The organism is Dyella agri (assembly GCF_044904705.1).
Classification (GTDB): Bacteria; Pseudomonadota; Gammaproteobacteria; order Xanthomonadales; family Rhodanobacteraceae; genus Rhodanobacter_A; species Rhodanobacter_A agri.
Genome location: NZ_JADIKL010000006.1, coordinates 95,487 through 120,379 on the forward strand (window position 1 = coordinate 95,487; position 24,893 = coordinate 120,379).

The 24,893-nt window shown below is 67.3% G+C and carries 23 protein-coding genes; 15 read left to right on the forward strand and 8 right to left on the reverse strand.

The window, feature by feature from the left end; translation table 11 throughout:
• Positions 1 to 8 precede the first annotated feature (8 nt).
• Positions 9 to 3,485: a PAS domain-containing hybrid sensor histidine kinase/response regulator gene (locus ISP14_RS12145; RefSeq protein WP_404540139.1), complete on the forward strand. Its 3,477-nt coding sequence runs from the start codon at positions 9 to 11 to the stop codon at positions 3,483 to 3,485.
• A gap of 46 nt (positions 3,486 to 3,531) precedes the next feature.
• Here ISP14_RS12145 and ISP14_RS12150 read toward each other — a convergent pair whose 3' ends face one another.
• The 4 genes from ISP14_RS12150 to acs all read right to left on the reverse strand — a co-directional run bounded on the left by ISP14_RS12150 (position 3,532) and on the right by acs (position 7,219).
• Positions 3,532 to 3,879 carry a TfoX/Sxy family protein gene (locus tag ISP14_RS12150; RefSeq protein ID WP_404540142.1) on the reverse strand — a complete coding sequence of 116 codons (348 nt, stop codon included), beginning with the start codon at positions 3,877 to 3,879 and terminating at the stop codon, positions 3,532 to 3,534.
• A 58-nt stretch (positions 3,880 to 3,937) separates the two neighbouring features.
• Positions 3,938 to 4,234 carry a hypothetical protein gene (locus ISP14_RS12155; RefSeq protein ID WP_404540145.1) on the reverse strand — a complete coding sequence of 99 codons (297 nt, stop codon included), beginning with the start codon at positions 4,232 to 4,234 and terminating at the stop codon, positions 3,938 to 3,940.
• Positions 4,235 to 4,508: 274 nt separating this feature from the next.
• On the reverse strand, positions 4,509 to 5,186 hold the full coding sequence (locus ISP14_RS12160; RefSeq protein WP_404540147.1) for a response regulator: 678 nt from the start codon (positions 5,184 to 5,186) through the stop codon (positions 4,509 to 4,511).
• 92 nt (positions 5,187 to 5,278) lie between these two features.
• Positions 5,279 to 7,219 (reverse strand): acetate--CoA ligase, encoded by a 1,941-nt coding sequence (gene acs / locus ISP14_RS12165; RefSeq protein ID WP_404540150.1) that lies wholly within the window; start codon positions 7,217 to 7,219, stop codon positions 5,279 to 5,281.
• Positions 7,220 to 7,425: 206 nt separating this feature from the next.
• On the opposite strand from acs, the gene ISP14_RS12170 reads away from it, so the two are divergent.
• The 3 genes from ISP14_RS12170 to ISP14_RS12180 all read left to right on the forward strand — a co-directional run bounded on the left by ISP14_RS12170 (position 7,426) and on the right by ISP14_RS12180 (position 10,759).
• Positions 7,426 to 8,859: a hypothetical protein gene (locus ISP14_RS12170; RefSeq protein ID WP_404540153.1), complete on the forward strand. Its 1,434-nt coding sequence runs from the start codon at positions 7,426 to 7,428 to the stop codon at positions 8,857 to 8,859.
• 154 nt (positions 8,860 to 9,013) lie between these two features.
• Positions 9,014 to 9,592: an acetate uptake transporter gene (locus ISP14_RS12175; protein WP_404540157.1), complete on the forward strand. Its 579-nt coding sequence runs from the start codon at positions 9,014 to 9,016 to the stop codon at positions 9,590 to 9,592.
• Positions 9,593 to 9,667: 75 nt separating this feature from the next.
• Entirely contained in the window at positions 9,668 to 10,759 is a 1,092-nt protein-coding gene (locus ISP14_RS12180) for a PA0069 family radical SAM protein (protein WP_404540161.1), read from the forward strand.
• 10 nt (positions 10,760 to 10,769) lie between these two features.
• Here ISP14_RS12180 and ISP14_RS12185 read toward each other — a convergent pair whose 3' ends face one another.
• From ISP14_RS12185 to ISP14_RS12200, 4 genes are all read right to left on the reverse strand, one after another.
• Entirely contained in the window at positions 10,770 to 11,363 is a 594-nt protein-coding gene (locus tag ISP14_RS12185; protein ID WP_404540163.1) for an HAD family hydrolase, read from the reverse strand.
• 61 nt (positions 11,364 to 11,424) lie between these two features.
• On the reverse strand, positions 11,425 to 13,464 hold the full coding sequence (locus tag ISP14_RS12190) for a S9 family peptidase (RefSeq protein ID WP_404540167.1): 2,040 nt from the start codon (positions 13,462 to 13,464) through the stop codon (positions 11,425 to 11,427).
• A 70-nt stretch (positions 13,465 to 13,534) separates the two neighbouring features.
• The gene (locus ISP14_RS12195; RefSeq protein WP_404540170.1) at positions 13,535 to 14,440 is read right to left on the reverse strand and encodes a patatin-like phospholipase family protein; all 906 of its coding nucleotides are present in this window, start codon (positions 14,438 to 14,440) and stop codon (positions 13,535 to 13,537) included.
• Positions 14,441 to 14,517: 77 nt separating this feature from the next.
• Positions 14,518 to 15,540 (reverse strand): class 1 fructose-bisphosphatase, encoded by a 1,023-nt coding sequence (locus tag ISP14_RS12200; protein ID WP_404540172.1) that lies wholly within the window; start codon positions 15,538 to 15,540, stop codon positions 14,518 to 14,520.
• Between the two features lie 159 nt (positions 15,541 to 15,699).
• Between ISP14_RS12200 and ISP14_RS12205 the strand changes: the two genes are divergently transcribed.
• From ISP14_RS12205 to ISP14_RS12255, 11 genes are all read left to right on the forward strand, one after another.
• On the forward strand, positions 15,700 to 17,016 hold the full coding sequence (locus ISP14_RS12205; protein WP_404540175.1) for a DUF445 domain-containing protein: 1,317 nt from the start codon (positions 15,700 to 15,702) through the stop codon (positions 17,014 to 17,016).
• A gap of 42 nt (positions 17,017 to 17,058) precedes the next feature.
• Positions 17,059 to 17,334 carry a hypothetical protein gene (locus tag ISP14_RS12210; protein ID WP_404540178.1) on the forward strand — a complete coding sequence of 92 codons (276 nt, stop codon included), beginning with the start codon at positions 17,059 to 17,061 and terminating at the stop codon, positions 17,332 to 17,334.
• Positions 17,335 to 17,415: 81 nt separating this feature from the next.
• On the forward strand, positions 17,416 to 18,027 hold the full coding sequence (locus ISP14_RS12215) for a DJ-1/PfpI family protein (RefSeq protein ID WP_404540181.1): 612 nt from the start codon (positions 17,416 to 17,418) through the stop codon (positions 18,025 to 18,027).
• A 130-nt stretch (positions 18,028 to 18,157) separates the two neighbouring features.
• Positions 18,158 to 18,364: a hypothetical protein gene (locus tag ISP14_RS12220; RefSeq protein ID WP_404540183.1), complete on the forward strand. Its 207-nt coding sequence runs from the start codon at positions 18,158 to 18,160 to the stop codon at positions 18,362 to 18,364.
• Positions 18,361 to 18,768 (forward strand): GFA family protein, encoded by a 408-nt coding sequence (locus ISP14_RS12225; RefSeq protein WP_404540186.1) that lies wholly within the window; start codon positions 18,361 to 18,363, stop codon positions 18,766 to 18,768. Before ISP14_RS12220 ends, ISP14_RS12225 begins: the two co-directional genes overlap by 4 nt.
• 26 nt (positions 18,769 to 18,794) lie before the next feature.
• Positions 18,795 to 19,424: a glutathione S-transferase family protein gene (locus tag ISP14_RS12230; protein WP_404540482.1), complete on the forward strand. Its 630-nt coding sequence runs from the start codon at positions 18,795 to 18,797 to the stop codon at positions 19,422 to 19,424.
• A 93-nt stretch (positions 19,425 to 19,517) separates the two neighbouring features.
• Positions 19,518 to 20,222 carry a helix-turn-helix transcriptional regulator gene (locus ISP14_RS12235; protein ID WP_404540189.1) on the forward strand — a complete coding sequence of 235 codons (705 nt, stop codon included), beginning with the start codon at positions 19,518 to 19,520 and terminating at the stop codon, positions 20,220 to 20,222.
• Positions 20,223 to 20,280: 58 nt separating this feature from the next.
• Positions 20,281 to 20,895 carry a ParB-like protein gene (locus ISP14_RS12240; RefSeq protein WP_404540192.1) on the forward strand — a complete coding sequence of 205 codons (615 nt, stop codon included), beginning with the start codon at positions 20,281 to 20,283 and terminating at the stop codon, positions 20,893 to 20,895.
• A complete protein-coding gene (locus ISP14_RS12245; protein ID WP_404540194.1) occupies positions 20,892 to 22,547 on the forward strand; it encodes a SulP family inorganic anion transporter in 1,656 nt (551 codons plus the stop codon). Before ISP14_RS12240 ends, ISP14_RS12245 begins: the two co-directional genes overlap by 4 nt.
• Before the next feature lie 23 nt (positions 22,548 to 22,570).
• Positions 22,571 to 24,328 (forward strand): DUF885 domain-containing protein, encoded by a 1,758-nt coding sequence (locus tag ISP14_RS12250; protein ID WP_404540196.1) that lies wholly within the window; start codon positions 22,571 to 22,573, stop codon positions 24,326 to 24,328.
• 77 nt (positions 24,329 to 24,405) lie between these two features.
• Entirely contained in the window at positions 24,406 to 24,819 is a 414-nt protein-coding gene (locus ISP14_RS12255; RefSeq protein ID WP_404540199.1) for an antitoxin Xre/MbcA/ParS toxin-binding domain-containing protein, read from the forward strand.
• The last annotated feature ends 74 nt before the right edge of the window (positions 24,820 to 24,893 follow it).

Consider the following 24,893-nt stretch of genomic DNA (forward strand, 5'->3'; position numbering starts at 1 on the left):
GAAAGCGCTTGATCGCCGGCTGGCTGCTGCTGCTGGTATCGCTGCTGTATGTGGGGCTGCTGTTCGGGGTGGCCTGGGTGGGTGATCGTCGCCCGCTGTATCCGCGCCAGCCGCGCCTGCGGCCCTATGTGTATGCGCTGGCGCTGGCCACCTATTGCAGTTCGTGGACGTTTTACGGCGCGGTAGGTACGGCCGCGCGCTCCGGGCTGGCTTACCTGCCGATCTATCTGGGACCGATTTTGCTGTTCCTGGCCGGATATGGCCTGATGCAGCGTCTGGTGCGGGTGGCGTCCCGGCGCAACATCATCTCGATTGCCGACTTCATCGGCGCGCGCTTCGGCAAGTCGCACGGGCTGGCGGCGCTCGTGGCGGTGATCGCCGTGGTGGCGGTGGTGCCGTATCTGGCGCTACAGCTGAAAGGCGTGGCGATGTCGTATGCGGTGCTGCAGGGGGCGACATCGACACCCGGACCGATCGGCGATACCGCGCTTTGGTGCGCGCTGTTGCTGGCGGTCTTCGCGATCCTGTTCGGAACGCGCAGCATCGACGCCAGCGAACACCACCATGGCCTGATGCTGGCGATCGCGCTGGAATCGCTGATCAAGCTGCTCGCCTTCGCCGTGCTGGCGCTCTACGCGTACTGGCATGCGCCTGACCTGAAGGGCGTACTGGCGCTGCCGCTGGAGCACGTGCACCAGATCGCGCAGCCCAATTTCATTGCACAGACGGTGTTGGCGTTCTGCGCGATGTTCTGCCTGCCGCGGCAGTTCCAGATCGGCGTCGTGGAATGCGAGGACGCGGATGACCTGGGGTGCGCACGCTGGCTGATACCGGGCTACATGGTGGTGGTCAGCGTTGCCGTGCTTCCGATCGTGGCGGCCGGTAGTTTGCTAACCGCCGTGCGCGACGGTGCGCCCGACGCGTGGGTGCTGAATCTGCCACTGGCCCACGGCAGCCATGGCATGGCGCTGCTGGCCTACCTGGGCGGCTTCTCCGCCAGCACCGGCATGGTGATCGTGGCCGCGGTGGCCTTGTCCACCATGGTCAGCAACGACTTGGCGCTGCCGCTGCTGTTGCGCATACGGCACCTGCGGATGGAACAGCGCAGCGATGTGTCGCGGCTGCTGCTGCGCGTGCGCCGCTGCGCCATCGTCGTGCTGGCGCTGATGGCGTATGCCTACTACCGCCTGGCCGCGGATGTGGAAAACCTGGCGGCAACCGGACTGCTGTCGCTGGCGGCTGTAGCGCAGTTCGCGCCGGCGATCGTGGCCGCGCTGTACTGGCGCGGCGCGAGCCAGCGCGGTGTGGTGGCCGGCCTGCTTGCCGGGTTCGCGATATGGATCTACACCTTGCTGCTGCCGGCGATAAACCACGCCGCGCCATGGTTGCAGCATGGCCCGCTCGGGCTGTCCTGGCTGCGGCCGCAGGCGCTGTTCGGCACCAACGGCTGGGATCCGGTGTTGCACAGCATGTTCTGGTCGCTGCTGGTCAACGTGGCCTGCCTGGTATTCGTCTCGCTGCGCTGGCGACCCAGCCTGGAGGAGCGTCTGCACGCCGCGATGTTCGTCGACCCGCACGCGGCCAGCCGCGTCGGCGCGGGCGATTGGCGCGGCCGCGTGCGGGTGGCCGATCTGCGCACCATCGCCGAACGCATCATCGGCGTGCGCGGCACCCAGCGCGCGTTCGACGACTATGCGCTGCGTCACGGCAAGCCGCTGCAACCGGGCGAGGCAGCCGAGCGTGCTTTGATCCAGCACACTGAACGCCTGCTCGCCGGCGCGGTGGGCACCGCCAGCGCGCGGCGCATCCTGATAGGCGTGCTGTCCGGTTCGGGGCTGGACATCGCCGAGGCGATGGCGCTGATGGACGAGGCCTCGCAGGAACTGCGATTCAACCGCGAACTGCTGTCCTCCACGCTGGAAAACGTCTCGCAAGGCATCAGCGTGGTCGATGCGCAGATGCGCGTGGTGGCTTGGAACCGGCGCTACCTGGAACTGTTCGGCTACCCCGACGGCATGGTCTACGTGGGCGTGCCGGTGGCCGACCTGATCCGCTGGAATGCCGAACACGGCGAATGCGGTCCCGGCGAAGCGCCAGCGCAAGTTGCAAAGCGCCTCGCTCACTTGCGCGCCGGCACGCCGCACGTATTCCAGCGCGTTCGCGCGGACGGCAGCACCATCGAGATGCGCGGCCGCGCGCTGCCGGGCGGCGGCTATGTCACCACCTACACCGACGTCACCGCGTACAAGCGCGCCGAACAGGCGCTGATCGAGGCGAACGAGACGCTGGAGCAGCGCGTGAGCCAGCGCACCGCCGAGCTCAGCGAAGCCTTGGCTGCCACCGCGCAGGCGCAACGCACCGCCGAGGCCGCCAACGTATCCAAGACGCGTTTCCTCGCCGCCGCCAGCCACGACCTGTTGCAGCCACTGAATGCTGCGCGGTTGTTCACCTCCGCGTTGCGCCAGCAGCCGGCGCTGGATGCGGAATCGCGGCAACTGGCCGAGCGCATCGACGCCGCATTTCGCGCCGCCGAGGACTTGCTCGACGCCCTGCTCGACACCTCGCGACTGGACACCGGCAGTTACCAGCCGGAGATCGGCGACTTCGCGCTGGCCGAGCTGTTCGAATCGCTGCAGAGCCAGTTCGCGGTGCTGGCGGAGCAGCGCGGCCTGCACCTGTGCGTGGCGCCCACGCGGCTCGCCGTGCGCAGCGACCCGCAACTGCTGCGCCGCGTGCTGCAGAACTTCCTCTCCAACGCGTTGCGCTACACCGAGCGCGGCAGCGTGCTGCTGGGCGCGCGCCGCGCCGGCGACGAGGTGCGCGTCGAGGTGTGGGACACCGGTCCCGGCATCCCCGCCGAGCAGCGCGCGCGCATCTTCGGCGAGTTCCAGCGACTGGAGCAGCCCTCGCCCTGGGGCGAGAAAGGCCTGGGCCTGGGCTTGTCGATCTGCGACCGCATCGCGGTCATGCTCAACCACCGGCTCGACCTGCATTCGCGCCCAGGCCACGGCAGTTGTTTCACGATAATCGTGCCGCGCGCGGTCGCTGCGCCGCCACCGCGGCAGGCGGTGCGCCGCGGCGGCAGCGACGAACAGCTGCCGCTCACCGTGCTCTGCCTCGACGACGACGCAGCCGTCCTCGACGGCATGCGTGCCCTGCTCGGCCGCTGGGGTGTGGACTGCCGCATTGCGCGCGACGTCCATGCCGCCGCTGCCGAGCTGCGCCGCGGCCCGGTCGACCTGATCCTCGCCGACTACCACCTCGCCGAAGGCGTCGATGGCTTGCACGCGCTGCAGCAGCTGCGGGCCGCCCGCCACCCATTGCCGCCCGCCGCCTTGATCACCGCCGACGGCAGCAGCGAGCTCATGCAGCGCGCCCGCGCGCTCGGTTATCCGCTGCTGCACAAGCCGGTGAAGCCGGCGGCGCTGCGCGCGTTGCTGACGGCGCTGGTGAGGCAGCGGGGAGAAGAGAGTGCCGATGCATGAGTGCAGACAGAGCGTGCACTCAATACACGGTTCGACACCGTAGCGATCAGCGCTTTGGTTTGCGCTTGTCGCCCGCGGCGGCCCTGGGCTTCGGTACGGGCATCAGGGCGGCCGTCTCGAGGATCAGCTGGCGCAGGCGGTCCGAGTCGTCGAGCAGTTCGTCCGCGACGGGATAATCCTTGGCGCCAGGGTAGGGCGGCCGCCGCGGAAGCTCGGGAGCCAGCGTGTCCGTGGCAACCGAAGGTTTGACGAACAGGCTGTTGTCGCAGGCGAAGGCGACCACCTTGCCGTCCACATACAGCGCGTACTCGCCGAACATCTTCTTGTGGCTGAGCCGGTTGCCGAGTGCGATCTGCTCGGCTGCGTAATCGATGAAGTCGGGATCGGTGGCCATGTCGCCTCAGTTGACGTCCGGATTTGGCGTCGCGCAAGGCGTTCGCCGGAATGAGATATCAGGCATCTGGCGGTAGGTTGCCACGCGTCGAAGTGCCGAACAGCAAAGCCCCCGCCGCAACCAGACAAACGACACCAAACGTCTTCGCAAAGACCCAGAAGATCGCAACGCCTGCACCCGCGCCTTCGTAACTGCTGAGCTTCCAGACAAACAGCCAGTAAAAAGCGGATATGACGGCGCCCGCAGCAAATACCAGGCTAACCAACGCCGGAGCTTTTCTGCCCATCGCGGTGCCGATGCGTAAGGCAAAATACAAGGCGATGATCGCAAAGATCAAAATGATGGAAAGTCCCACATCCCCACCTTGTGCCCAATGCCTGGCAGACCCCGGACCGGGGCATATGCACGCCATGCTCCACTGCAGTCGCGATTGCGTCAAGCGGTGAAATAAATAGAGCAATCAATAGCTTGGATAGCTTCGCGCGGACGGACTCGCTTACCCGTCGCACAGGACGACGTTGTTCTGTCCTATCAACCCGAGAACGCGGATATGCATGTCGCGCCAGGGGCAGGCCATACGCGCATGAGGGCAGCACACATGGCCAACGCCATGGCCGAGGACCTCACCTTCACTCCCCGTCCTCATCCTCCGGCAACGGCTGCATCGCACCGGGTTCGATGGCGAGCTGGCTGGCCGCCAGCGCTACCTGGGTACGGTTGTTGACGCCGAGCTTGCGCATGATGGCGGTCATGTGCGCCTTCACGGTGGCTTCGGAGACGCCGAGTTCCCAGGCGATCTGCTTGTTGAGCAGACCTTCGGCGATCATGGTGAGTACGCGGAACTGCTGCGGGGTGAGCGCGGCGACGCGGGCGGCGATATCGGCCTCGTCGGGCTTGAGTTCGGTGCGGCCGCCGACGAGTTGCGGCGGCAACCACACGTCGCCGTCGAGCACGGCGCGGATGGCGTGGACGATCTCCTCGCCGGCGGTGGACTTGGGGATATAGGCGGCGGCGCCATGGGCGAGCGCGCGGCGCGCGACCTGGGCCTCCTCGTGGCCGGACACCACGATGATCGGCAGGCCGGGGTACTGGCCGCGGATGTGCGCCAGTGCGGAGTAGCCCCGCGCACCGGGCATGTGCAAGTCGAGCAACAACAGGTCGGCGTCGGGGTATTGCTCGATCAGCGTGTACAGGCCATGCACGCTGTCGGCGCTGCGCACCTGCGCCTGCGGCAACGCGGCTAGCACCGCGCGCTGCAAGGCATCGCGGAACAGCGGATGGTCATCGGCGATCAGGATGTCGGGCATGGCGGCTTGGTGTAGGAGCGCACCCGGTGCGCGGTGATTCAGGCGCTGACCGGGGCAAAAGCTTCCGCGCGCAAGGTGCGCTCCTACCGTGCTTATTTGATCAGGCGCTCCTCGACGAGATTCTTCACCACGCTCGGATCGGCCAGCGTGGAGATGTCGCCGAGCTGGTCGGGCTGGTTCTCGCCGATCTTGCGCAGGATGCGGCGCATGATCTTGCCCGAGCGGGTCTTCGGCAGGCCGGGCGCCCACTGGATGTAGTCGGGCGTGGCGATCGGGCCGATCTCTTTGCGCACCCACGCCACCAGTTCCTTCTTCAGTTCGTCGCTGCCGGTTTCGCCTGCCACCAGGGTGACGTAGGCGTAGATGCCCTGGCCCTTGATGTCGTGCGGGCAACCCACCACGGCGGCCTCGGCCACCTTGGGGTGTGCCACCAGCGCGCTTTCCACCTCGGCCGTGCCGATGCGGTGGCCGCTGACGTTGATCACATCGTCGACGCGGCCGGTGATCCAGTAATAGCCGTCCTCGTCGCGGCGCGCGCCGTCGCCGGTGAAGTAGTTGCCGGGGTAGGCGCTGAAGTAGGTCTCGATGAAACGCTGGTGGTCGCCGTACACCGTGCGCATCTGGCCCGGCCAGGAGTCGGTGAGCAGCAGGTTGCCCTCGGCCACGCCTTCCTGCACCTCGCCGTTGGCGTCGACGATGGCGGGCTTGATGCCGAAGAACGGCTTGGTGGCGGAGCCGGGCTTGGTGGCGATCGCGCCGGGCAGCGGGGTGATCAGGATGCCGCCGGTCTCGGTCTGCCACCAGGTGTCCACGATCGGCCGCTGGCTGTCACCCACCACGCGGTGGTACCACTCCCAGGCTTCGGGATTGATCGGTTCGCCCACCGTGCCGAGCACGCGCAACGAAGCGCGCGAGCACTTCTTCACCGGCGCCTCGCCCTCGCGCATCAGCGCGCGGATCGCGGTGGGCGCGGTGTAGAACAGCGTCACCTTGTGCTTGTCCACCACCTGCCAGAAGCGGCTGAAATCGGGGTAGTTGGGCACGCCATCGAACATCACCGTGGTGGCGCCGTTGGCCAGTGGGCCGTACACCACGTAGCTGTGGCCGGTGACCCAGCCCACGTCGGCGGTACACCAGTAGATGTCGTCTTCGCGCAGGTCGAACACGCACTCGTGGGTATAGCTGGTGTAGACGAGGTAGCCGCCGCTGGTGTGCAGCACACCCTTCGGCTTGCCGGTGGAACCGGAGGTGTAGAGGATGAACAGCGGGTGCTCGGCTTCCATCGGCTCGGCCGGGCAGTCGGCGCTCTGGCCGTCCATCAGGTTGTGCCAGTAGCGGTCGCGCGGCGACTGCATCGGCACGGCGCTGCCGGTCCGGCGCACCACCACCACGGTTTCCACGCTGTTGGTGCCGGGGCGCTTGAGCGCTTCGTCCACGTTGGTCTTGAGCGGGATCTTCTTGCCGCCGCGCACGCCTTCGTCGGCGGTCACCACCAGCTTGCAGGCGGAGTCGGCGATGCGTCCGGCCAGCGAGTCGGGCGAGAAGCCGCCGAACACCACGGAGTGGATCGCGCCGATGCGCGCGCAGGCCAGCATCGCTACCGCGGCCTCGGGGATCATCGGCAGGTAGATCGCCACCCGGTCGCCCTTGGCCACGCCGAGGTGCTTCAGCGTGTTGGCGAACTTGCACACCTCGGCGTGCAGTTCGCGGTAGGTGAGCTTGCGCGATTCGTTCGGGTCGTCGCCCTCGAAGATGATCGCCACCTTGTCGCCGCGTTCGGCGAGGTGGCGGTCGAGGCAGTTCGCGGCCACGTTGAGGGTGCCGTCCTCGTACCAGCGGATATGCAGGTTCTTCGGGTCGTAGGAGACATCCTTGATCTTCGTGGGTTTCTTCGACCAGACCAGCCGTTCGCCCACGTTGGCCCAGAAGCCTTCGGGGTCCTTCACCGATTCGGCGTACAGCCGTTCGTAATCGTCCTTGTGGATGCGCGCCTTGGCGGCGAACGCGGGGTCGACCGGGTGGATCGTGGACATGCGGATCTCCTGCTGGCGAACGGTGGGGCTTGGCGGTGTGCGGCGCCAGGTGCGAGCGGCTTGCACGGGCTTTCGAGTGTAGCCGTGTCGCCACTGTGGCGAGGAGTCCCGCGCATCGACTTTGGTCGAGGTACGACCATCGGCGAATAGTCATGCGCGTACAGGCGTGAGCATGCTCGCCCCACTGCCATCCTGGGGAAGCCTTCATGAGCCCGACACTTATCCGTCGTTGCCGCCGGCCGTTGGCGCTGGGCGTCGCCTGCGCGCTGGCGTTGCCATGGGCGGTGCAGGCCCAGACCAGCGCATCGTCGAGCGCGAGCGCCGCCGCCAGCGCACGCGAGCAGCAGTTGGAACAACGGGTGGACCAGCTCGAGCAGGAGCTGACCCAACTCAAGGCGATGATCCAGGCGCAGAAGCAGCAGGCAGCCAGCCAGCCGGCGGCGGCTGCGCCGGCGCAGAGCGCCGCCGTCGCGCCGGCTGCCGAGTCCAAACCGGTATTCACCACGGCGCCTGGCCTGTCGGTGGCGTTGCATGGCTTCATCAGCGCCTCGGCTTTCAGCCAGAGCAAGAGTTTCGCCTATGGCAACGGCGCCAATGCCGAGTACCCGGTGGCCGGCTCCACCGGTTCGCTCAGTGGCGTGGACGTGCGCAACACGCGCTTCTGGCTGGACTTCAGCGGCGCCAAGCTGACCGGTGACTGGACTGGCGGCGGCCGCATCGAGATGGACTTCTTCGGCGGTTTCAACGGCACCGGCGCCTACAGTCAGCAGCAGCCCACGCCGCGCCTGCGCCAGGCCTACATGGACCTGATCAATCCCGACACCGGCAGCACGATACGCATCGGTCAGCAGTGGGAGCTGCTGTTCCCGCTCGACAACGTGACCGCCTCGCTGTCGCACATCGCGTTTCCGCTGGGCTTCGGTACCGGCATGATCGGCTGGCGCTTCCCTGGCGTCGTGTGGATGCAGGATCTCAACCACGGCAGCGAAGGCACGAAGTGGCGCCTGGATCTGGGTGCCTTCGAGGGTTCGTGGAACGGGCCGGACGGCGCGGTCAACAACACCAACTACCTGACTGCCGGCAACGCCGGCTTCCGCCCACAGCTGGAAGCCCGCCTGCACGCACAGGGCAAGGACTGGCTGGCCTACGCGGTGGCGCACTACAGCGAGGTGAACCTGAAGGGTGTGAACGGCGCTGCGTCGACACCGGTGAAGTCCAGCGTGAAGAGCGTGGGCTACGAAGTGGGCGGCCAGTGGAAGCCCGGTCCCTGGGTGTTCAGGGCCAATGCCTACACCGGCAAGGGTCTCGGCGAAGTGTTCGGCGACCTGTCGCAGTTCGGCGACATCAAGGATACCGGCGGCTACCTGCAGGCCGGCTACAACTTCACGCCGAACTGGAGCCTCACCGCGCTCTACGCGACCAGCAAGCTCAACCGGAACGACGTGGTGCGCTGGATGGGCAACGGTTCCACCGGCTTGTTGCGCGGCCGCCAGGCCGGACTGGGCGTGGATTACGCGGCCGGCAGCTACGAGCTCGGCCTCGAATGGCTGTACGGCTGGCTGGACAGCACGACCAACGGCACCAACACCAAGACCACCAGTGGCAATCAGCTCAGCGTGAGCGCGCTGTACCACTTCTGAGCGACGGCGGCATCTGAGGATGCCGCCCGCGTTCCGTTTCACGACAGCGGGGATACCCGCGACGACACGAGCCGGTGCGCGGTGCGTGGATGGCCCACCGCGCGCGCTGGACACGGCTCAGGCATCGCCATCCGACCACCTGGGGATAACCACGATGAGTGACGCGAGCACGCAAGCGAAGTTTTCCAATCCTGCGCCGCTGGGCCTGGCCGGCTTCGCGCTGACCACCTGGCTGCTCAGCATGATCAACGCCGGTTGGTTCGCCGGCGAAGCGATGGGCATGGTGCTGGCCTGTGCCCTGGCCTACGGCGGCACCGCCCAGGCCATCGCCGGCGTGATGGAGCTGCCACGCGGCAATACCTTCGGCGCCACCGCCTTCCTCAGCTACGGTGCGTTCTGGTGGTCGTTCGCGCTGTTCGTACTGTTCCTGCACGACAAGGTGCCGGCGGCCTTCGTCGGCTGGTACCTGTGCCTGTGGGGCGTGTTCACCTTCTACATGTGGCTGGGTACGTTCCGTGCGCCGCGTGCGCTGCAGCTGATCTTCCTGGCGCTGTGGATCACCTTCTTCCTGCTTGCCGCAGGCGAATGGACCGGCATGCCGGGCCTGCACCAGGCCGGCGGCTACATGGGCCTGCTCACCGCGGTGCTGGCGTTCTATCTGTCCGCCGCCGAGATCATCAACGACAGCCAGCAGCGCACCGTGCTGCCGGTGGGCGCATCGCGCGCCATGTGACGGCGGGCATATCGCGGTTGCGGTTGCGGCAGTGGTGTCGCCCGTGCTGAGACACGGCGGGCGCACACTGCATCGATGGAATATCCAGACGCACCGCCTACGGCCATCAAGGGCCGCGGCGCCGCCTCCAACCCGGAGGGGCGCTTCGAAACCCTCCGCCATCAGGCCGAAGACGATGGCTGGCGGAACGCGCTGCTGGACGAAGCCGCGCCGCGCCCGCGCACCGAGGTCACCGAGGAGCGCGCCCGCAGCGTCATCACCCGCAACGACTCGCCCGACATCGGTTTCGATCAGGCGCTGAACCCGTTTCGCGGTTGCGAGCACGGCTGTGTCTATTGCTTCGCGCGACCCAGTCACAGCTATCTCAACCTCTCGCCCGGGCTCGACTTCGAAACGAAGATCCGCGCCAAGGGCAACCTCGCCGAAGTGCTGCGTGCCGAGCTGGCCAAACCCGGCTACGTGCCGAAGCCGATCAACATCGGCAGCAATACCGATCCGTACCAGCCGATCGAGAAGAAGTGGCGGCTCACCCGCGCCGCGCTGGAAGTGCTGGCCGAGTGCCGCCATCCGTGCACCATTGTGACCAAGAACGCGCTGGTGGAGCGCGACCTCGACATGCTCGCGACTATGGCGCGCGACCGCCTGGTGCAGGTGTTCGTCTCGGTGAACTCGCTCGACAACCACCTCGCGGCGAAACTGGAGCCGCGCGCCAGTGCGCCGCACCGGCGACTGAAGGCCATCGCCACGTTGGCCGAGGCCGGAGTACCGGTGGGCGTACTGGTCGCGCCGATCATTCCCGCGCTCAACGACAAAGACATGGAGGCCGTGCTCGCGCGCGCCCACGAAGCCGGTGCCCGCTGTGCCGGCTATACCGTGCTGCGCCTGCCATGGGAGTTGAAGCAGCTGTTCCGCGAATGGCTGGCGCTGCACGCGCCGCAGCGCGCCGAACACGTGATGAGCCTGGTGCGCCAGATGAACGCCGGCCGCGACTACGACAGCGATTTCCGCACCCGCATGCGCGGGCAGGGCGTGTTCGCCGAACTGCTGCGCAAGCGCTTCGAGATCGCCTGCCGAAAACATGGTTTCGGCCGCGCCCGCGAACTCCAGCTGGACACCTCGCGCTTCCTGCCGCCGCGCAAGCCGTCGCCGCAGGGGGAGCTGTTCTGACCGCGCCGGTTCAGATCCTTTCCACGCCGCGATAAAAACGCTTGTGCGCCAGCGCCAGCATGGCCTCGTCCTCGTGGGTGTCGCCGTAGGCGTAGCACGTGCGATAGGCGCTGAGTTCGTGGCGTTCGCGCACGCGGCGGGCTTTTTCCTCGCCGACGCATTGCGCGCCGCGGTAATGGCCGGTGAGACGCTCGCCCCGGGTTTCCAGGATCGAGCAGATCAGCTCGAGGCCGTGCTGCCGGCACCATGGCACGAGGTAGGCGTCCAGGCCGCCGGAGACCAGCACGACCTTGTCGCCCTGGTTCCGATGCCAGACCATGCGCTGCATGGCTTCGGGCCGCAGCACGCCGGGCAGGAATTCGGCGGCGAAACGTTCGCCGGCGGCGCGCACGTGGCCAACCGGCATGCCGCGGAAACCGAAGTCCGTGACCGACTGGCGGATACGCGTGCCGGAAACGAAGCCCAGCTTGTAGCCCGCCAGCATGGGTACGAACAGCGGCGCACCCAGCATGCGCCGCCACGGCGTTACCGCGAAGCGCATGAAGTCGCCGAAGGTCTCGCGCGTGGTGAGGGTGCCGTCGAAGTCGAACAGGGCGAGGTTCATAGGCACCCGTCTTCCGTGACAGTGGAAAGCCCCCCTCCCTTCGGAAGAGGGGCTGGGCGGCTTACTTGGTTGCCGACAGGTACTTCGCGAACCATGCCAGCGAGCGCTGCTCCAAGTCGCGGTTGTGTTCCGGGTTCTCGAAGTGGTGGCCTTCGTTCGGGTACACCACCAGTTCGGCGGGCACGCCAAGCGTCTTCAGCGCGTGCCAGAACTCGAACGACTGCGGCGCGGGGCATTCCTCGTCGCGGTCGCCGACGATGATGAGGGTCGGGGTCTTGGCCTGCTTGATGAAGCTGAGCGCGGAACTCTTGGCGTAGGCCGCTGGATCGTCGTACAGGCTGGCGCCGAAGTAGGGGATCATCCACTGGTCGATCTGGTTTTCGCCGTAGTAGCTCTGCCAGTCGGAGATGCCGGCGCCGGCGACCACGGCGCGGAAGCGCTGCGTCTGGGTGGGCGCGAACATGCTCATGAAGCCGCCATAGCTCCAGCCGGTGAGGCCGAGGCGGCGGTCGTCCACCGGCGCCATTTTTTCCACTGCGTCGACGCCGGCGAGCACGTCGCGCAGATCGCCGTAGCCGAAGTCCTTGCGGTTGGCCTGCACAAAGTCCTCGCCCTGGCCGAAGCTGCCGCGCGGGTTGGGCATGAACAGGAAATAGCCTTCGATGGAATACATGGCGCCCAGGCCGGGCCAGCTGGCGAGCACGCCCCAGGCCGGGCCGCCGTGCACGCTGACGATCATCGGGTAGGTCTTGTGCGGGTCGTAGTTGGCCGGGTAGAGCAGCCAGCCCTGCACGTCACGGCCTTCGCTCTTCCACTCCACCGACTGGGCCTTGCCCCACGCGGGCTTCAGCCCGGCGTTGAGCGAGGTGACGGCGGGCGGCGGCGTACCGTCCAGCTTGCCGGCGTGCACTTCCGGCGCGTGCTCGTAGGAGCTTTGCTCGAAGGCCACACGCTGGTGGTCGGCGGACAATGACACCGAGAGCACGGCACCGCCGGCACCGATCATCGCCGGCACGGTGAAGAACGGCGCTTGCGCGGTGGCCTGTTCGCCATGGATGTCGTAGCGGGCCAGCTGCACCTTGCCCTTGGCGTTCTGGCTCACCGTCAGCGCGTCCTTGCCTGCCCAGGCGAACCATTCCGGTGTCACTTTGATGCCGGGGGTGAGGTTGGCCGGTTGGCCACCGGCGGGCGACACGGTATAGAGATCGCCGCCAGTGGAACCCTGGTCGCTCATCAGGCCGCCGATGAAGGCGATACGCGAACCGTCCGGGGACCAGCGCGGCAGCGCCATCTGCAGGCCATGCAGCGAACCGCTCACGGTGGACGGGTCGACGACCGTGCGCGGTGCGGCGCCTTCCTTCGCGTCCTGCACGTAGAGCTTGGCTACCCACCAGTTGTTGTCGCCCGGCGGCGGCGCGGCGGTGTAGGCGATGTGGGAACCATCCGGCGACCAGCCGAATTCATAGGCATACAGCGAGGCCGGGGTAAGCGTGTGCAGCATGCCGCTGGCCACGTCGAGGCTGGCCACGCGCTGGATCTCTTCCGGTTCCTCGCCGATCACGCCCACCTGCGGCTTGCCTGCGGCAGTCGCACTGGCATGGCGGGTGGCGCCGGGCACGTAGAGGAAGCCCAGCGACCGGCCGTTGGCCGTCCACGCCAGCGCGCGCGCATAGCCTGCGAGCTTGGCCACTTCGCGCGGCGCGGCCTTGCCGGCGACGTCGGCGAGATAGACGTCCGTATGCATCGCCTCGGTATTGGTGAGGTCGTGGCTGCAGTTGGCGATGAAGGCAAGCCGATGCGAATCCGGCGACCAGGCGAGGTCGCCCTTGCTGCATTCGGCGAGCTTCGCGCCCACGTCCAGCGCTTGCGCGTGCCGTCCGTCGGCATCGGCCAGTTCGATCACCGGCTGCTTGCCTTCCTGCACCCACGCGAGGCGCGTGCCATCGGGCGACAACGCCACGTCGCCGATACGCAGGACCTTGCCGAGCTTGGGCAGCGGGATGGCAGCGTGCGGAGCGGCGTGCGTATCCGGGGCCGCCTGTACGAGCAGGGGCGAGACAAGCAGCGCCAGTGAAACGATCAGGTGCGAAGACTTCGGCATGGTGCAGGCCCGTGTGCGGGGGAAACCGACACGCTACAACCGCAGGCGGCGGCGCGCCATGTGCGGATTGTCAGGGCTTGGCGACCGCCTGCGTGGCCTGGCGCGCGGCGAGCTTGGCCCGGATGGCGGGGATCGCCGCCAACGCGGCTTTCTCGCCAGCGAGAATGGCCAGGTTCTTTTGCTCGAAGTCGGCGGGGCCGATACCGCTGAGGTCGGGCCGGATCACCACGTCGGCACGGGCGATTTCCTGCGCGGCCAGCTGTCGGCCCATGATGGTGATCGACTTGCCCACGATGTCCAGCATGCCTTGCGGGTTGCCGCCGTCGGGCATGGCGGAGATATCCACCGCGATCACGAAATCCGCGCCGAGCTGGCGCGCGGCGTCCACCGGAATCGGGCTGACCACGCCGCCGTCGACGTAGTGCTTGCCGCGGATCGCCACCGGCTCGAACACACCAGGGACGCTGGAGGAGGCACGCACCGCCTCGCCGGTGTTGCCGCGCACGAACACCGTGCGCTGGCCGGTTTCCAGTTCGGTGGCTACCGCGGCGAACGGCATCTTCAATCGTTCCATCGGCTGGTGGTTCACCAGCTGATTCACGTAGTCCTGCAGCGCCTTGCCCTGCACCAGCCCGCCGGAGAACAGCCGCACATCGCGGATCTTCGTCTCGTCGAGGCCGAAGGCGACCTGCTGCATCTGGAACGCATCCATGCCGCTGGCGTACAGCGCGCCGACCACGCTGCCGGCACTGGTCCCGGCGACCACGTCGGGATGGATCCCGCTGGCCTCCAGCATCTTGATCACACCGATGTGCGCGAAACCCTTCGCCGCGCCGCCACCCAGCGCGATGCCGATCTTCAGCTTCGGCGGCGGCGGCGGTGGTGCAGGTGGTGGCGGAACGGGCTTGGCCGCATGGGTGCAGGCGCCGAGCACGAGCGCGGCGAGCAGAGGCAGGAGCAGGCGGCGGAAGCGCATGGGGGAGGGCAGAGAAGGAAAGTGGGGGCGGCCGGTTCGCCGGTCGCCTCCCCCGGGGTGCGGGGGAGGCGGAAACCTCAACCCTGCGCGCCGTCCGCTTGCAGGTGGTAGTGCGTGGCCTGCTCGATCTCCTGCTTCGAGCCCAGGAATACCGGCACGCGCTGGTGCAGGCTGGTGGGCTGCACGCCCATGATGGGCTCGCGGCCGGTGGTGGCTGCGCCGCCGGCCTGCTCCACGATGAAGGCCATCGGGTTGGCTTCGTACATCAGGCGCAGCTTGCCGGTGCCGCCCTTGGCGGTGATCTTGGCGTCCAGCGGGTAATAGAACACGCCGCCGCGGGTGAGGATGCGGTGCACGTCCGCCACCATCGAGGCCACCCAGCGCATGTTGAAGTCCTTGCCGCGCGGGCCATCCTTGCCGGCCAGCAGTTCGCCGATGTAGCGCTGCATCGGTGCTTCCCAATGGCGCTGGTTGGACATGTTGATCGCGAACTCGGCGGTGGCCTCCGGGATGCGGATGTCGCGCCGGCTCAGCACGAAGCTGCCCACCTCGCGGTCCAGCGTGAACTCGTGCGTGCCGTGGCCGAAGGTGAGCACCAGCACGGTGGACGGGCCGTACACCACGTAGCCGGCCGCCAGCTGGGTGATGCCAGGCTGCAGGAAATGCTCGGCCTTCGCCTCGGCCACGTCGTCCGGGCAGCGCAGCACCGAGAAGATCGTGCCGACCGAGACGTTCACGTCGATGTTGGAGCTGCCGTCCAGCGGATCGAACAACAGCAGGTGCTGACCCTTGGGGTACATGTCCGGGATCGGCTGCGGATCTTCCATTTCCTCGGACGCGCAGGCGGCGAGGTGGCCGCCCCAGGCGTTCGCCTCCAGCAGGATCTCGTTGGAGATCACGTCCAGCTTCTTCTGCGCCTCGCCCTGCACGTTGTCGGTGCCGGCATTGCCCAGCACGCCGCCCAGCGCGCCCTTGTTCACCGCCACCGCAATGCGCTTGCAGGCACGCGCCACCACTTCGATCAGCAGGGAGAGTTCGGCGTTGATGTGGCCGGCGCGGCGTTCCTCGATCAGGAACTGGATCAGCGAGACGGGCTTCATGACGGGTCCGTGGCGGGAAAGAGTCGCCATTCTCCCGGCTCCGCCTGAACCGCGCCAGCCCGGCCTGGCCGGAGCCACGGCAAGCCGTCAGCCAGGCGTCTTGAACCATGAGACGTGGCGCAACGTATGATGAGCGGCTTCGGGACAGGGAGTCGCGTCATGGATTACGGGGATCCGTCGGTTGCGACGGCGGCGCTGGTGCAGGCCGGCAAGCAGAAGGATCTGGGCAAGAAGAAAGCCACCGCCGCGGCATTGCTGGTGGTGGCTTGCGTGGTATTCGTTGGCGCGACCCTGCTCGATCCGAAACATACGCATTGGGGCATCGGCCTGGTGGCGGCGGCGGCCGAGGCCGCGATGGTCGGCGGCCTGGCGGACTGGTTCGCGGTGGTGGCATTGTTCCGCGCCCCATTGGGCCAGCGCTGGATCCCGCACACCGCGATCATCCCCAGGAACAAGGACAAGATCGGCAGCAGCCTGGCCGACTTCATCTGCGACCATTTCCTGGGCAAGGCGCAGATCCTGGACAAGATCCGCCAGTTCGATCCGGCCGAACGCCTGGCTCGCGGACTGGCCGACCCCGTTTCGGCGCGCAAGGTGGCCGATTTCGTCGTCAGGCTCTCGCCGCGGTTCGTCGACATGCTCGACAGCGACGAATTGCAGGTATTCGTGCGCGACGCCACGCGCGAAAAGCTGGCCGGCCTGGACGTGTCGAACCTGTTGGCACAGTTGCTCTCCGTGCTGACGAAGGATGGTCGTCACCACGAAGCCGTCGACAGCCTGCTGCACGACGTGGCCGAATACGTCGATCGCGACGAAGTGCGGGCCATGTTGGCGGCCAAGGTTGCCGAAGAGCTCTGGGCGGCGGCGCGCTGGCTGCATGTGGACAAGCCGATCGCCGAGGCGCTGGCGAACAAGATGGCGCAAGGCACGCGACAGCTGCTGCGTGAAATGGCGCAGAACCGCGAACATGAGCTGAGGGAACGTTTCGAGCGGCAGATTCCCGAGTACATCGGGCGACTGCAATCGGACCCGGTCCTGCGCGGCAAGGTCCACGCCTTCCGCGACCAGGTGTTGGCCAACCAGGAACTGTCCCATTACGTGCGGGACCTGTGGCACGCCGCCATGGCCTGGTTGCGCGACGATCTTGCCAGCCCGTCCTCGGCGATCCACCGGCACGTGCTGGGTGCCGCGATGGGCCTGGGTGCCCAACTGCAGGCGAGCGAAGAGATGAAAAACTGGTTCAACGGCTGGGTGATGGACACCATCGACCCGCTCGCCGACGAGTACCGGGAAAAGATCCGCCAGTTCATTGTCGACCGGGTCAAGGCCTGGAGCGCCGAGGAGCTGACCGAGCAACTGGAGCTCAGCCTGGGCCGCGACCTCCAGTACATCCGCTATAACGGAACCTTGGTAGGCGCGTTGATCGGTGCGCTGCTCTACGGCCTGATGCTGGCCATCCGTGCATTGGCGGGCTGAGCAGCACTTACCACACCACTTCCAAGCAGGGGGATTCGTCGTATGGGTGCGGTCATTGGCGCCATATTCGTCATCATGCTCGTCCTTGGCCTGATCGGCCTGATTGGCGAGAAACTCAACACCAAGGAGTGGCGCCCCTTCCTCGGCATCTTCCTCATCGCCGGGATGATCGCCGTCATGGGCGGCGTGCTGAGCCTGGCCATCGCCGACATCGGGCCGGTCTTCTTTGCCATCGCCAAATGGGTTGCGATCGTCGGCGCGGTCCTGCTGTGCCTGCGCATCATCGCCAAGATCGCGACGAACTTCTTCAGTCCCTGACGCCCTGTCGCTGCCATCCTGCTGACATCACGATGGCAGCAGGGGCCGCGCATCATGCACCTCCAACACGGAGGGAACGGCATGCGCGACACGGTTTATTTCCTCGTCTTCGACGGCTACGCCGACTGGCAAGCCGCACTGGCCCTGTGCGAGATCCGCCGTCCTGGCGACTGGCGGGTGCAGGCGGTGGGTTTCTCGACGGCGCCAGTGGTGTCGATGGGCGGGCTCACGGTTCAGCCCGAACTGAGCCTGGCCCAGCTCGACCTGGCGCGTGCGGCGCTGCTGATTCTGCCTGGCGGCCACCTGTGGACGCGTGGCGAGGGCCTGGCGGCGGTGGCCGCGGCACGCCGCGTGCATGCAGCCGGCGCACCGGTGGCCGGCATCGACAGTGGCGTGCTGGCACTGGCCCGCGCCGGCCTGCTCGACCACTGCCGGCACACCGGCAACCATGCTGGCCATATCGACACCCACGTGCCTGACTACCGCGGCGCCGAGCAATACGACGGCTCGGTGCTCGCGGTCAGCGACGGCGGCACGCTTACCGCTAATCAGCTCGGCAGCGTGGAATTCGCGCGCGAAGTGATCCGCACCCTGGATCTGTACAACGCCAGCGACCGCGAGCATTGGTTCCGCCTGTACAAGCACGCGCTGCCGCCGCCGTGGCTGGTTGGCACCACCGCGGTGGCGGCCTGAGGAGACGGAGTGGCTTGTGCGCTCGTCCATGAGCGCTGTTTCGATCAAGTCCCTGCTTTGGGAACGCAGTCCGATTCTGCGGGTTCAACCGCGGCCATTCATGGCCGCACTTTCAAGTAGAGCTCACGCCATGACTAAGAAACCCCTCCTCGATCGCGTCGTGATGGCCTATCGACCGTTGTATCTGCAAGGCCTGTTGCTGGACGGCCAGTACCGCCTGCCGCAGTCGGCCAGGCGGAAGGATGCCCAGGGACGTCCCATGCACCGCCGCCGCTTTAGCTTGGTGGCATTGCTCGGCTTGCATCATTTCGTACCCACCATCCGGAGCCGGAAATGAAGAAGACCTATCACGGCAGCTGCCATTGCGGCGCAGTGCGCTATGAAGCCGACCTCGACCTCGCCGCCGGCACCACCAGCCGCTGCAACTGCTCGATCTGCGCCAAGACGCGGTCGTGGGGCATCACCATCAAGCCGCAGGACTTCCGCCTGCTTGCCAGCGAGGACGCCCTGTCCGACTACCAGTTCGGCACGCTGAGTGCGCACCACCTGTTTTGCCGCCACTGTGGCGTGCGGTCGTTCGGCCGCGGCTACGTGGAGCAGATCGGCGGCGACTACGTGTCGGTCAACCTTGCCTGCCTCGACGACATCGCGCCGCAGGAGCTGATCGACGCACCGCTGCGCTGGTGCGACGGCCGCGCCAACAACTGGATGAACCCGCCCGCCGAGACCCGGCACCTCTGAACCTGCCCGAGGACACGATGGCCATGATGATCCGACCCCGCGTCAGCTTCTTCCATGCCACGCCGTCGCGTTCGCTCGGCACGCTGGCCCTGCTCGAAGAACTGGGCGCCGACTACGAACTGCATCTGCTCGATCTCGCGGCCGGTACGCAGCGCCAGCCCGCGTACCTGGCGATCAACCCGATGGGCAAGGTACCGGCGATCCTGCACCAGGGTGCGCTGGTGGCTGAGCAACCGGCGGTGTTCATCTACCTGGCCGACCTCTATTCCGAGGCGGGACTGGCGCCTGCCGTGGACGATCCGCTGCGCGGGCCGTACCTGCGCTGGCTGGTGTTCTACGGCTCCTGTTTCGAACCGGCGCTGCTGGATCGCTCGATGCAGCGCGAACCGGCACCGGCGGCCCGCTCGCCCTACGGCAGCTGGGACGATGTGCTCAATGCGCTTACCGCCCAGCTCGCGCACGGACCGTGGCTGCTGGATGAGCGTTTCACTGCTGCCGACGTGCTGTGGGGCATCGCGCTGGATTGGACAGTGAAGTTCGGCATGGTGCCGGAGACGCCGGCCATCCGCGCCTACATCGACCGGGTGACCGTGCGCCCGGCCATCCGCCGCGCGGTGGAAAAAGACGCCGCGCTGCGGGCGGCGAAGCAGGGCTGAGCCGATGGATGGCGCGCGCACGCGGACTGCCGGGATGGACGTCCATGACTTGCGTCGCAGGCATTGCGACGCGGTTCGCGGCATCATGTGCAGATGCGTCGCGCCGATCGCCTGTTCCTCATCATCCACGCCTTGCGCGGACGGCGCACCGCGCTGCCCGCGCGCAACCTCGCCGAAACGCTGGGCGTATCGTTGCGCACCGTCTACCGCGACGTGGCCGACCTGCAGCTCTCCGGCGTACCGATCGAGGGCGAAGCGGGCGTGGGCTACGTACTGCGCAAGGGCGCGGACATTCCACCGCTGATGTTTACCGCCGACGAGCTCGAGTCGCTGGTGGTGGGCACGCGCTTCGTGCGTGCGTTCGCGGGCGAGAAGCTGGCCACCGGCGCACAGGCGGCGCTGTTGAAGATCGAGGCGGTGTTGCCGCCCGAGCTGCGCGAACGCGCCGCACGTACGCGCATCTACGCGCCGATGTGGCGCGACGAGCGAACCATTGAATTCGCCGCCCGCATCGACCGCTTGCACGGAGCGATCAGCGGCAACCGCGTGTTGCGGCTGGATTACCGCGACGAGGCGGGGCGCGCCAGCGCGCGCGACGTCGAACCGCTGTGCCTGGCGTTCTGGGGGGGCAAGTGGACGCTGGGCGCGTGGTGCCGGCTGCGCGAGGGATTCCGCAATTTCCGCCCAGACCGCATCGACACCCTGGACGAGACCGGCGAGGTGTTCGCCACCGTCGCCGGCCGCGACCTGGACGCCTACCTGCAGGCGGTGCGCGGCGACTACGGCGGAATGGCATAACCGCCGCCGCGCAGTTCCGCTACCCTGCGCTGACCGTGGTCAGCACAGGAGTCGCGTCATGTCCTCTGGTGTACGTCATCCCCTGCTATCGGTTTCTCCGGCAAAGCTGCGCCCCACTCAGATGACCGTGGGCCGGGCCGAGGTGGTGGACAAGCGCGCCGAGTGGGAAAAGCTCGGCAAGAAAAAGCGCAAGGAGCTGCTGGCCGAGCACTGGTTCCCCGGCGTGCTGGGCCCGCAGAACCAGATCTTCATCGTCGACCACCATCACCTCGGGCTGGCTCTGCTCGAAGAGAAGGTCAAACAGGTCCCGGTGATGATCCAGCGCGATTTCTCCTGGCTGGAGCCAGCGGTGTTCTGGCGCACGATGGAGTTCAACCGCTGGGCGCATCCCTACGACGCGCGCGGCGAACGACAGGCCTATGAGGCGATACCTGCCGGCCTCGGCGCGCTGACGGACGACCCTTACCGCACGCTGGCGGCGCGCGTGCGCATGGCCGGCGGCTATTCCAAGGACGCCACGCCGTATGCGGAATTCCTGTGGGCCGACTACTACCGGCACCACCTGAAGCTGAAGGGTGGCCGCGTTACCGCCAAGCAACTGCAGCAGGCCCTGCTGTTGGCGCATTCGCACGATACGGCCTACCTGCCGGGCTGGAGTGGAGCCATCCAGTGAGCGCCGACCCCGCCGCTGCGTCGGCGCGAATGGCCGACGTACTGGCTGGCCTGGCGATCGCCGGCCTGCTGGTACCCGAGGCGGTGGCGTATTCGGGCATCGCCGGGCTGCCGCCGCAGGCCGGCGTGATCGCGCTGTTCGTGGGGCTGGTCTGCTACGGCCTGCTGGGCCGCAGCCGCTACGCGATCGTCTCCGCGACTTCGTCGTCGGCCGCGGTGCTGGCGGCCGGCACGCTGGCGCTGGCCGGCAACGACGCGGCCGCACGGGTAGCGATCGCGGCCACGCTGGTGCTGCTCGGCGGCGGTTGCTTCCTGATTGCCGGTTTCGCCCGCCTCGGCGGGCTGTCGCATCTGATCGCGCGGCCGGTGTTGCGCGGCTACACCTTCGGGCTGGCGATCGTGATCGCGCTGAAACAGCTGCCGCACCTCGGCGGCTGGGCCGAGCTGCACGGCGATTTCGTGCCCTTGCTGGTGGTGGACCTGCTGCGCGGCAGCGGCCAGCTGCAGCCGGTCACGCTCGCCACCGGCGTGCTCGCCTTGCTGCTGCTGTTCGCCTGCGAGCGCGTGCGCCGCCTGCCCGGCAGCCTGCTGGTGATCGCGCTGGGCGTGCTCGCCTCCGGCTGGCTGGCGCGGCACGGCGTGCCGTTGACCGGCGCCATCGACCTGCACCCGGACTGGGCGATGCCAAGCTGGCCGACACAGGAGCAATGGCTGCCCAGCGTGGAACTGGGCGCCGCCTTGCTGCTCATCTTGTACGCGGAGTCGTACAGCTCGATCCGCGGCTTTGCCCTGAAGCATGGCGACCCCGTGCAGCCGAACCGCGACCTGCTGGTGCTGGGTCTGGCGAACGTGTTGTGCGGCCTGCTGCACGGCATGCCGGTTGGCGCCGGCTACTCCGGCACGTCGGCCAACGAGGCCGCGGGCGCCCGCTCGCGCCTGGCCGGTCTGGTCGCCGGTGCCAGCGTGTTGTTGATGGTCGCGTTGCTGCTGCGTTGGATCGAGCGCATTCCGCTGGCGGTGCTGGCGGCGATCGTGATCCACGCGGTGAGCAAGTCGTGGCGGCTGTCGGTGTTCCGCCCCTATCTGCAATGGAAGCGCGACCGCCTGCTGGCGTTGGCCTCGGTGCTGGCCGTGCTGTCGCTGGGCATCCTCGACGGCCTGCTGGTGGCGATCGCGTTCAGCCTGATCCTGCTGTTGCGCCAGCTCGCCACCCCGCGCCTGGGAGTGCTCGGCCGGTTTGGCGACAGCCACGACTACGTGGACATCGCGCAGCACCCGGACGCCGTGCAACTGCCCGGCCTGCTTATCCTGCGGCCGGAGGAGCCGCTGTTTTTCGCCAATGCCGAATCGATGCTGGCGCTGGCGCGGCAGCAGGTGGAGCAGCGTGCGGGCCTGAAGCAGGTGATCCTGAGCCTGGAGGAGTCGCCCGATCTGGACAGCACCGCACTGGAGGCGCTGGCCGATTTCGCCGATTGGTTGCAGGCGCGCGGCATCGGCTTGCGCGTGGCGCGCCTGAAGGACGACACGCGCGCGTTGCTGCTGCGCGCGGCGCTGCCCCAACTTCCGCCACAGGCATTGAACAGCTGGAGCGTGGAAGATGCCGTGTCGGCGCCCGCCGCGGCGTCATCATCCACCGGGAGTCGCACGCAGTGAAAACCGCTACATGCATCGGCTGCATGGCCTTGATCTTTGCCCTGGCCGTGCCGGCATGGGCGCAGCAGAACGCCGATGCGCGCTTCCAGAAAATCTACCAGCAGGAATGGGCCTGGCGCACCGGCCAGGCCGGCATCAGCGTCTCGGGCGAGTCGCAGCCGAACAACGGCCGCCTCGACGACGTGGACGCTGCCAGCCAGCAGCAGCGCCTGGACTACTGGCGCAAGGTAATGCAGCAGCTCGACACGGTCGACGTGCAGCAGCTGTCGTCCGAGAACCGGGTGAACTACGCGGTGTACCGCGAGCAGATCCGCAACTTCATCGCCGGACAAGAGTTCAAGCAGTGGCAGATGCCGTTCAACAGCGACTCGGCATTCTGGAGCGATCTCGACCTGGGCGGTGAGCGGCTGCGCAGCGTGGACGACTACCGCAACTACCTCGATCGCCTCGGCCAGATCCCGCATTACTTCGAGCAGCAGATCGACAATATGCGGATGGGCCTGGATCGCGGTTTCAGCGTGCCGCGTGCAGTGCTCAAGGGCCGCGACCAGTCGATCGCCGCCGTCGCGAATCTGCAGGACCCCACCGCCAGCAGCTTCTACGCGCCGTTCAAGCAGATACCCGCCACGATCCCCGCGGATCAGGCGCAGGCGCTGCGCGGCGAGGCAGTGCAGCGCATCCGCGACCAGGTGATTCCCGCCTACGCGACGCTGCTGAAATTCTTCGACGACGCATACGTGCCGCAGGCGCGCACCACCCTCGCCGCCGAGGCGCTGCCCGACGGCAAGGCTTACTACCGCCAGCAGATCCGCGAATACACCACGCTGGATCTCTCGCCCGATCAGATCCACCAGATCGGCCTGCAGCAGGTGGCGAAGATCCACGCCGAGATGCTCGACGTGATGAAGCAGACCGGGTTCACGGGCAGCTTCGCCGACTTCCTGCATTTCCTGCGTACCGACCCGCAGTTCTACGCAACCACGCCGCAGGAGCTGCTGGACAAGACCGCGTGGGTCGCGAAGGAAGTGGACGGCAAGATGTCGAAGTTCTTCGGCCATCTGCCGCGCGAGCGCTTCACCATCGTGCCGGTGTCGCCCGACATCGCGCCGTACTACACCTCCGGTCGCGGCGGCGCGGGCGAATACCTGGTCAACACCTACGACCTGAAGTCGCGCGGGCTGTACAACATGCCGGCGCTGACCCTGCACGAAAGCTACCCCGGCCACTCCTTGCAGCTGGAACTGGCCGGGGAGGACCACAGCCAGCCGGCGTTCCGCCGCAACGGCTACATCTCCGCATACGGCGAAGGCTGGGGCCTGTACTCCGAATACCTCGGCAACGAGATGGGCATCTACCAGACGCCCTACCAACAGTTCGGCTACCTCACCTACCAGATGTGGCGGGCCTGCCGCCTCGTGGTCGATACCGGCATCCATCATCTCGGCTGGACGCGCCAGCAGGCGATCGACTACCTGACCGGGAACACGGCGCTGAGTCCGCTGGAGATCGCCAACGAGGTGGATCGCTACATCAGCTGGCCCGGCCAGGCCGACAGCTACGAGCTGGGCTACCTGAAGATCCTCGAACTGCGCGCGAAGGCGGAGAAGGCGCTAGGCGAGAAATTCGACATCCGCGCCTTCCACGATACGGTGCTCTCCACCGGCTCGGTACCGCTGCCGGTGCTGGAGGCGCGTATCGACAAGTTCATCAAGGATGGCGGTCCAGAGCCGGATTACGGTTGCGATTGCGCGAAGGGTAAGGCCAGGACGGACGCGCCCTGAAGCGCGGCGCGGCGGCATTGGACTTGGCTTCATTCGGGAAGTAAAATCTGTGCATGCTTTACATGGAGAGTTGCGCCATGAATGCACATACGGGTCGTATCGCTGAAGCCGCGTCGCACTCCCCCGCAGCCGCCGGGGCGTTGGCGGCGCCTGCCTTGCGCAGCTTCTTCCGTCTTGCCGAGCACTGGGATCTGCGCGTCGCCGAGCAGCGCAAGCTGCTCGGCGATCCGCCCGAATCGACTTTCTACAAGTGGAAGCGCGAGCTGGACGGCAGTCTGGGCCGCGACACGATGGAACGCATCAGCTACCTGCTCGGCATCTGGAAGGATCTGCAGATCCTGTTCCCCGATCCCGCGCGGGCGGACGCCTGGTTGCGCAAGCCGAACGCGGCGCCGCTGTTCGGCGGGCATTCGGCGCTGGAACGTATGCTGTCGGGCAACGTGGCCGATCTGTTCGTGGTGCGCCAGTACCTGGACGCGCAGCGCGGTTGAGGCCGCGTCGTGGCGCCGGTCGCGCCCCGCGAGATCGCCGCTCGCCATGCTTGTCCTCCCGGCCAACAGGAACG

Bases quoted from the DNA above. Each gene is read 5' to 3' on its own strand.
- ISP14_RS12150 (WP_404540142.1), bottom strand. From the start codon at position 3,879: ATGGCCACCGATCCCGACTTCATCGATTACGCAGCCGAGCAGATCGCA.
- ISP14_RS12160 (WP_404540147.1), bottom strand. From the start codon at position 5,186: ATGCCCGACATCCTGATCGCCGATGACCATCCGCTGTTCCGCGATGCC.
- acs (WP_404540150.1), bottom strand. From the start codon at position 7,219: ATGTCCACGATCCACCCGGTCGACCCCGCGTTCGCCGCCAAGGCGCGC.
- ISP14_RS12170 (WP_404540153.1), top strand. From the start codon at position 7,426: ATGAGCCCGACACTTATCCGTCGTTGCCGCCGGCCGTTGGCGCTGGGC.
- ISP14_RS12175 (WP_404540157.1), top strand. From the start codon at position 9,014: ATGAGTGACGCGAGCACGCAAGCGAAGTTTTCCAATCCTGCGCCGCTG.
- ISP14_RS12180 (WP_404540161.1), top strand. From the start codon at position 9,668: ATGGAATATCCAGACGCACCGCCTACGGCCATCAAGGGCCGCGGCGCC.
- ISP14_RS12185 (WP_404540163.1), bottom strand. From the start codon at position 11,363: ATGAACCTCGCCCTGTTCGACTTCGACGGCACCCTCACCACGCGCGAG.
- ISP14_RS12190 (WP_404540167.1), bottom strand. From the start codon at position 13,464: ATGCCGAAGTCTTCGCACCTGATCGTTTCACTGGCGCTGCTTGTCTCG.
- ISP14_RS12195 (WP_404540170.1), bottom strand. From the start codon at position 14,440: ATGCGCTTCCGCCGCCTGCTCCTGCCTCTGCTCGCCGCGCTCGTGCTC.
- ISP14_RS12200 (WP_404540172.1), bottom strand. From the start codon at position 15,540: ATGAAGCCCGTCTCGCTGATCCAGTTCCTGATCGAGGAACGCCGCGCC.
- ISP14_RS12205 (WP_404540175.1), top strand. From the start codon at position 15,700: ATGGATTACGGGGATCCGTCGGTTGCGACGGCGGCGCTGGTGCAGGCC.
- ISP14_RS12210 (WP_404540178.1), top strand. From the start codon at position 17,059: ATGGGTGCGGTCATTGGCGCCATATTCGTCATCATGCTCGTCCTTGGC.
- ISP14_RS12215 (WP_404540181.1), top strand. From the start codon at position 17,416: ATGCGCGACACGGTTTATTTCCTCGTCTTCGACGGCTACGCCGACTGG.
- ISP14_RS12220 (WP_404540183.1), top strand. From the start codon at position 18,158: ATGACTAAGAAACCCCTCCTCGATCGCGTCGTGATGGCCTATCGACCG.
- ISP14_RS12225 (WP_404540186.1), top strand. From the start codon at position 18,361: ATGAAGAAGACCTATCACGGCAGCTGCCATTGCGGCGCAGTGCGCTAT.
- ISP14_RS12230 (WP_404540482.1), top strand. From the start codon at position 18,795: ATGATCCGACCCCGCGTCAGCTTCTTCCATGCCACGCCGTCGCGTTCG.
- ISP14_RS12235 (WP_404540189.1), top strand. From the start codon at position 19,518: ATGCGTCGCGCCGATCGCCTGTTCCTCATCATCCACGCCTTGCGCGGA.
- ISP14_RS12240 (WP_404540192.1), top strand. From the start codon at position 20,281: ATGTCCTCTGGTGTACGTCATCCCCTGCTATCGGTTTCTCCGGCAAAG.
- ISP14_RS12250 (WP_404540196.1), top strand. From the start codon at position 22,571: ATGGCCTTGATCTTTGCCCTGGCCGTGCCGGCATGGGCGCAGCAGAAC.
- ISP14_RS12255 (WP_404540199.1), top strand. From the start codon at position 24,406: ATGAATGCACATACGGGTCGTATCGCTGAAGCCGCGTCGCACTCCCCC.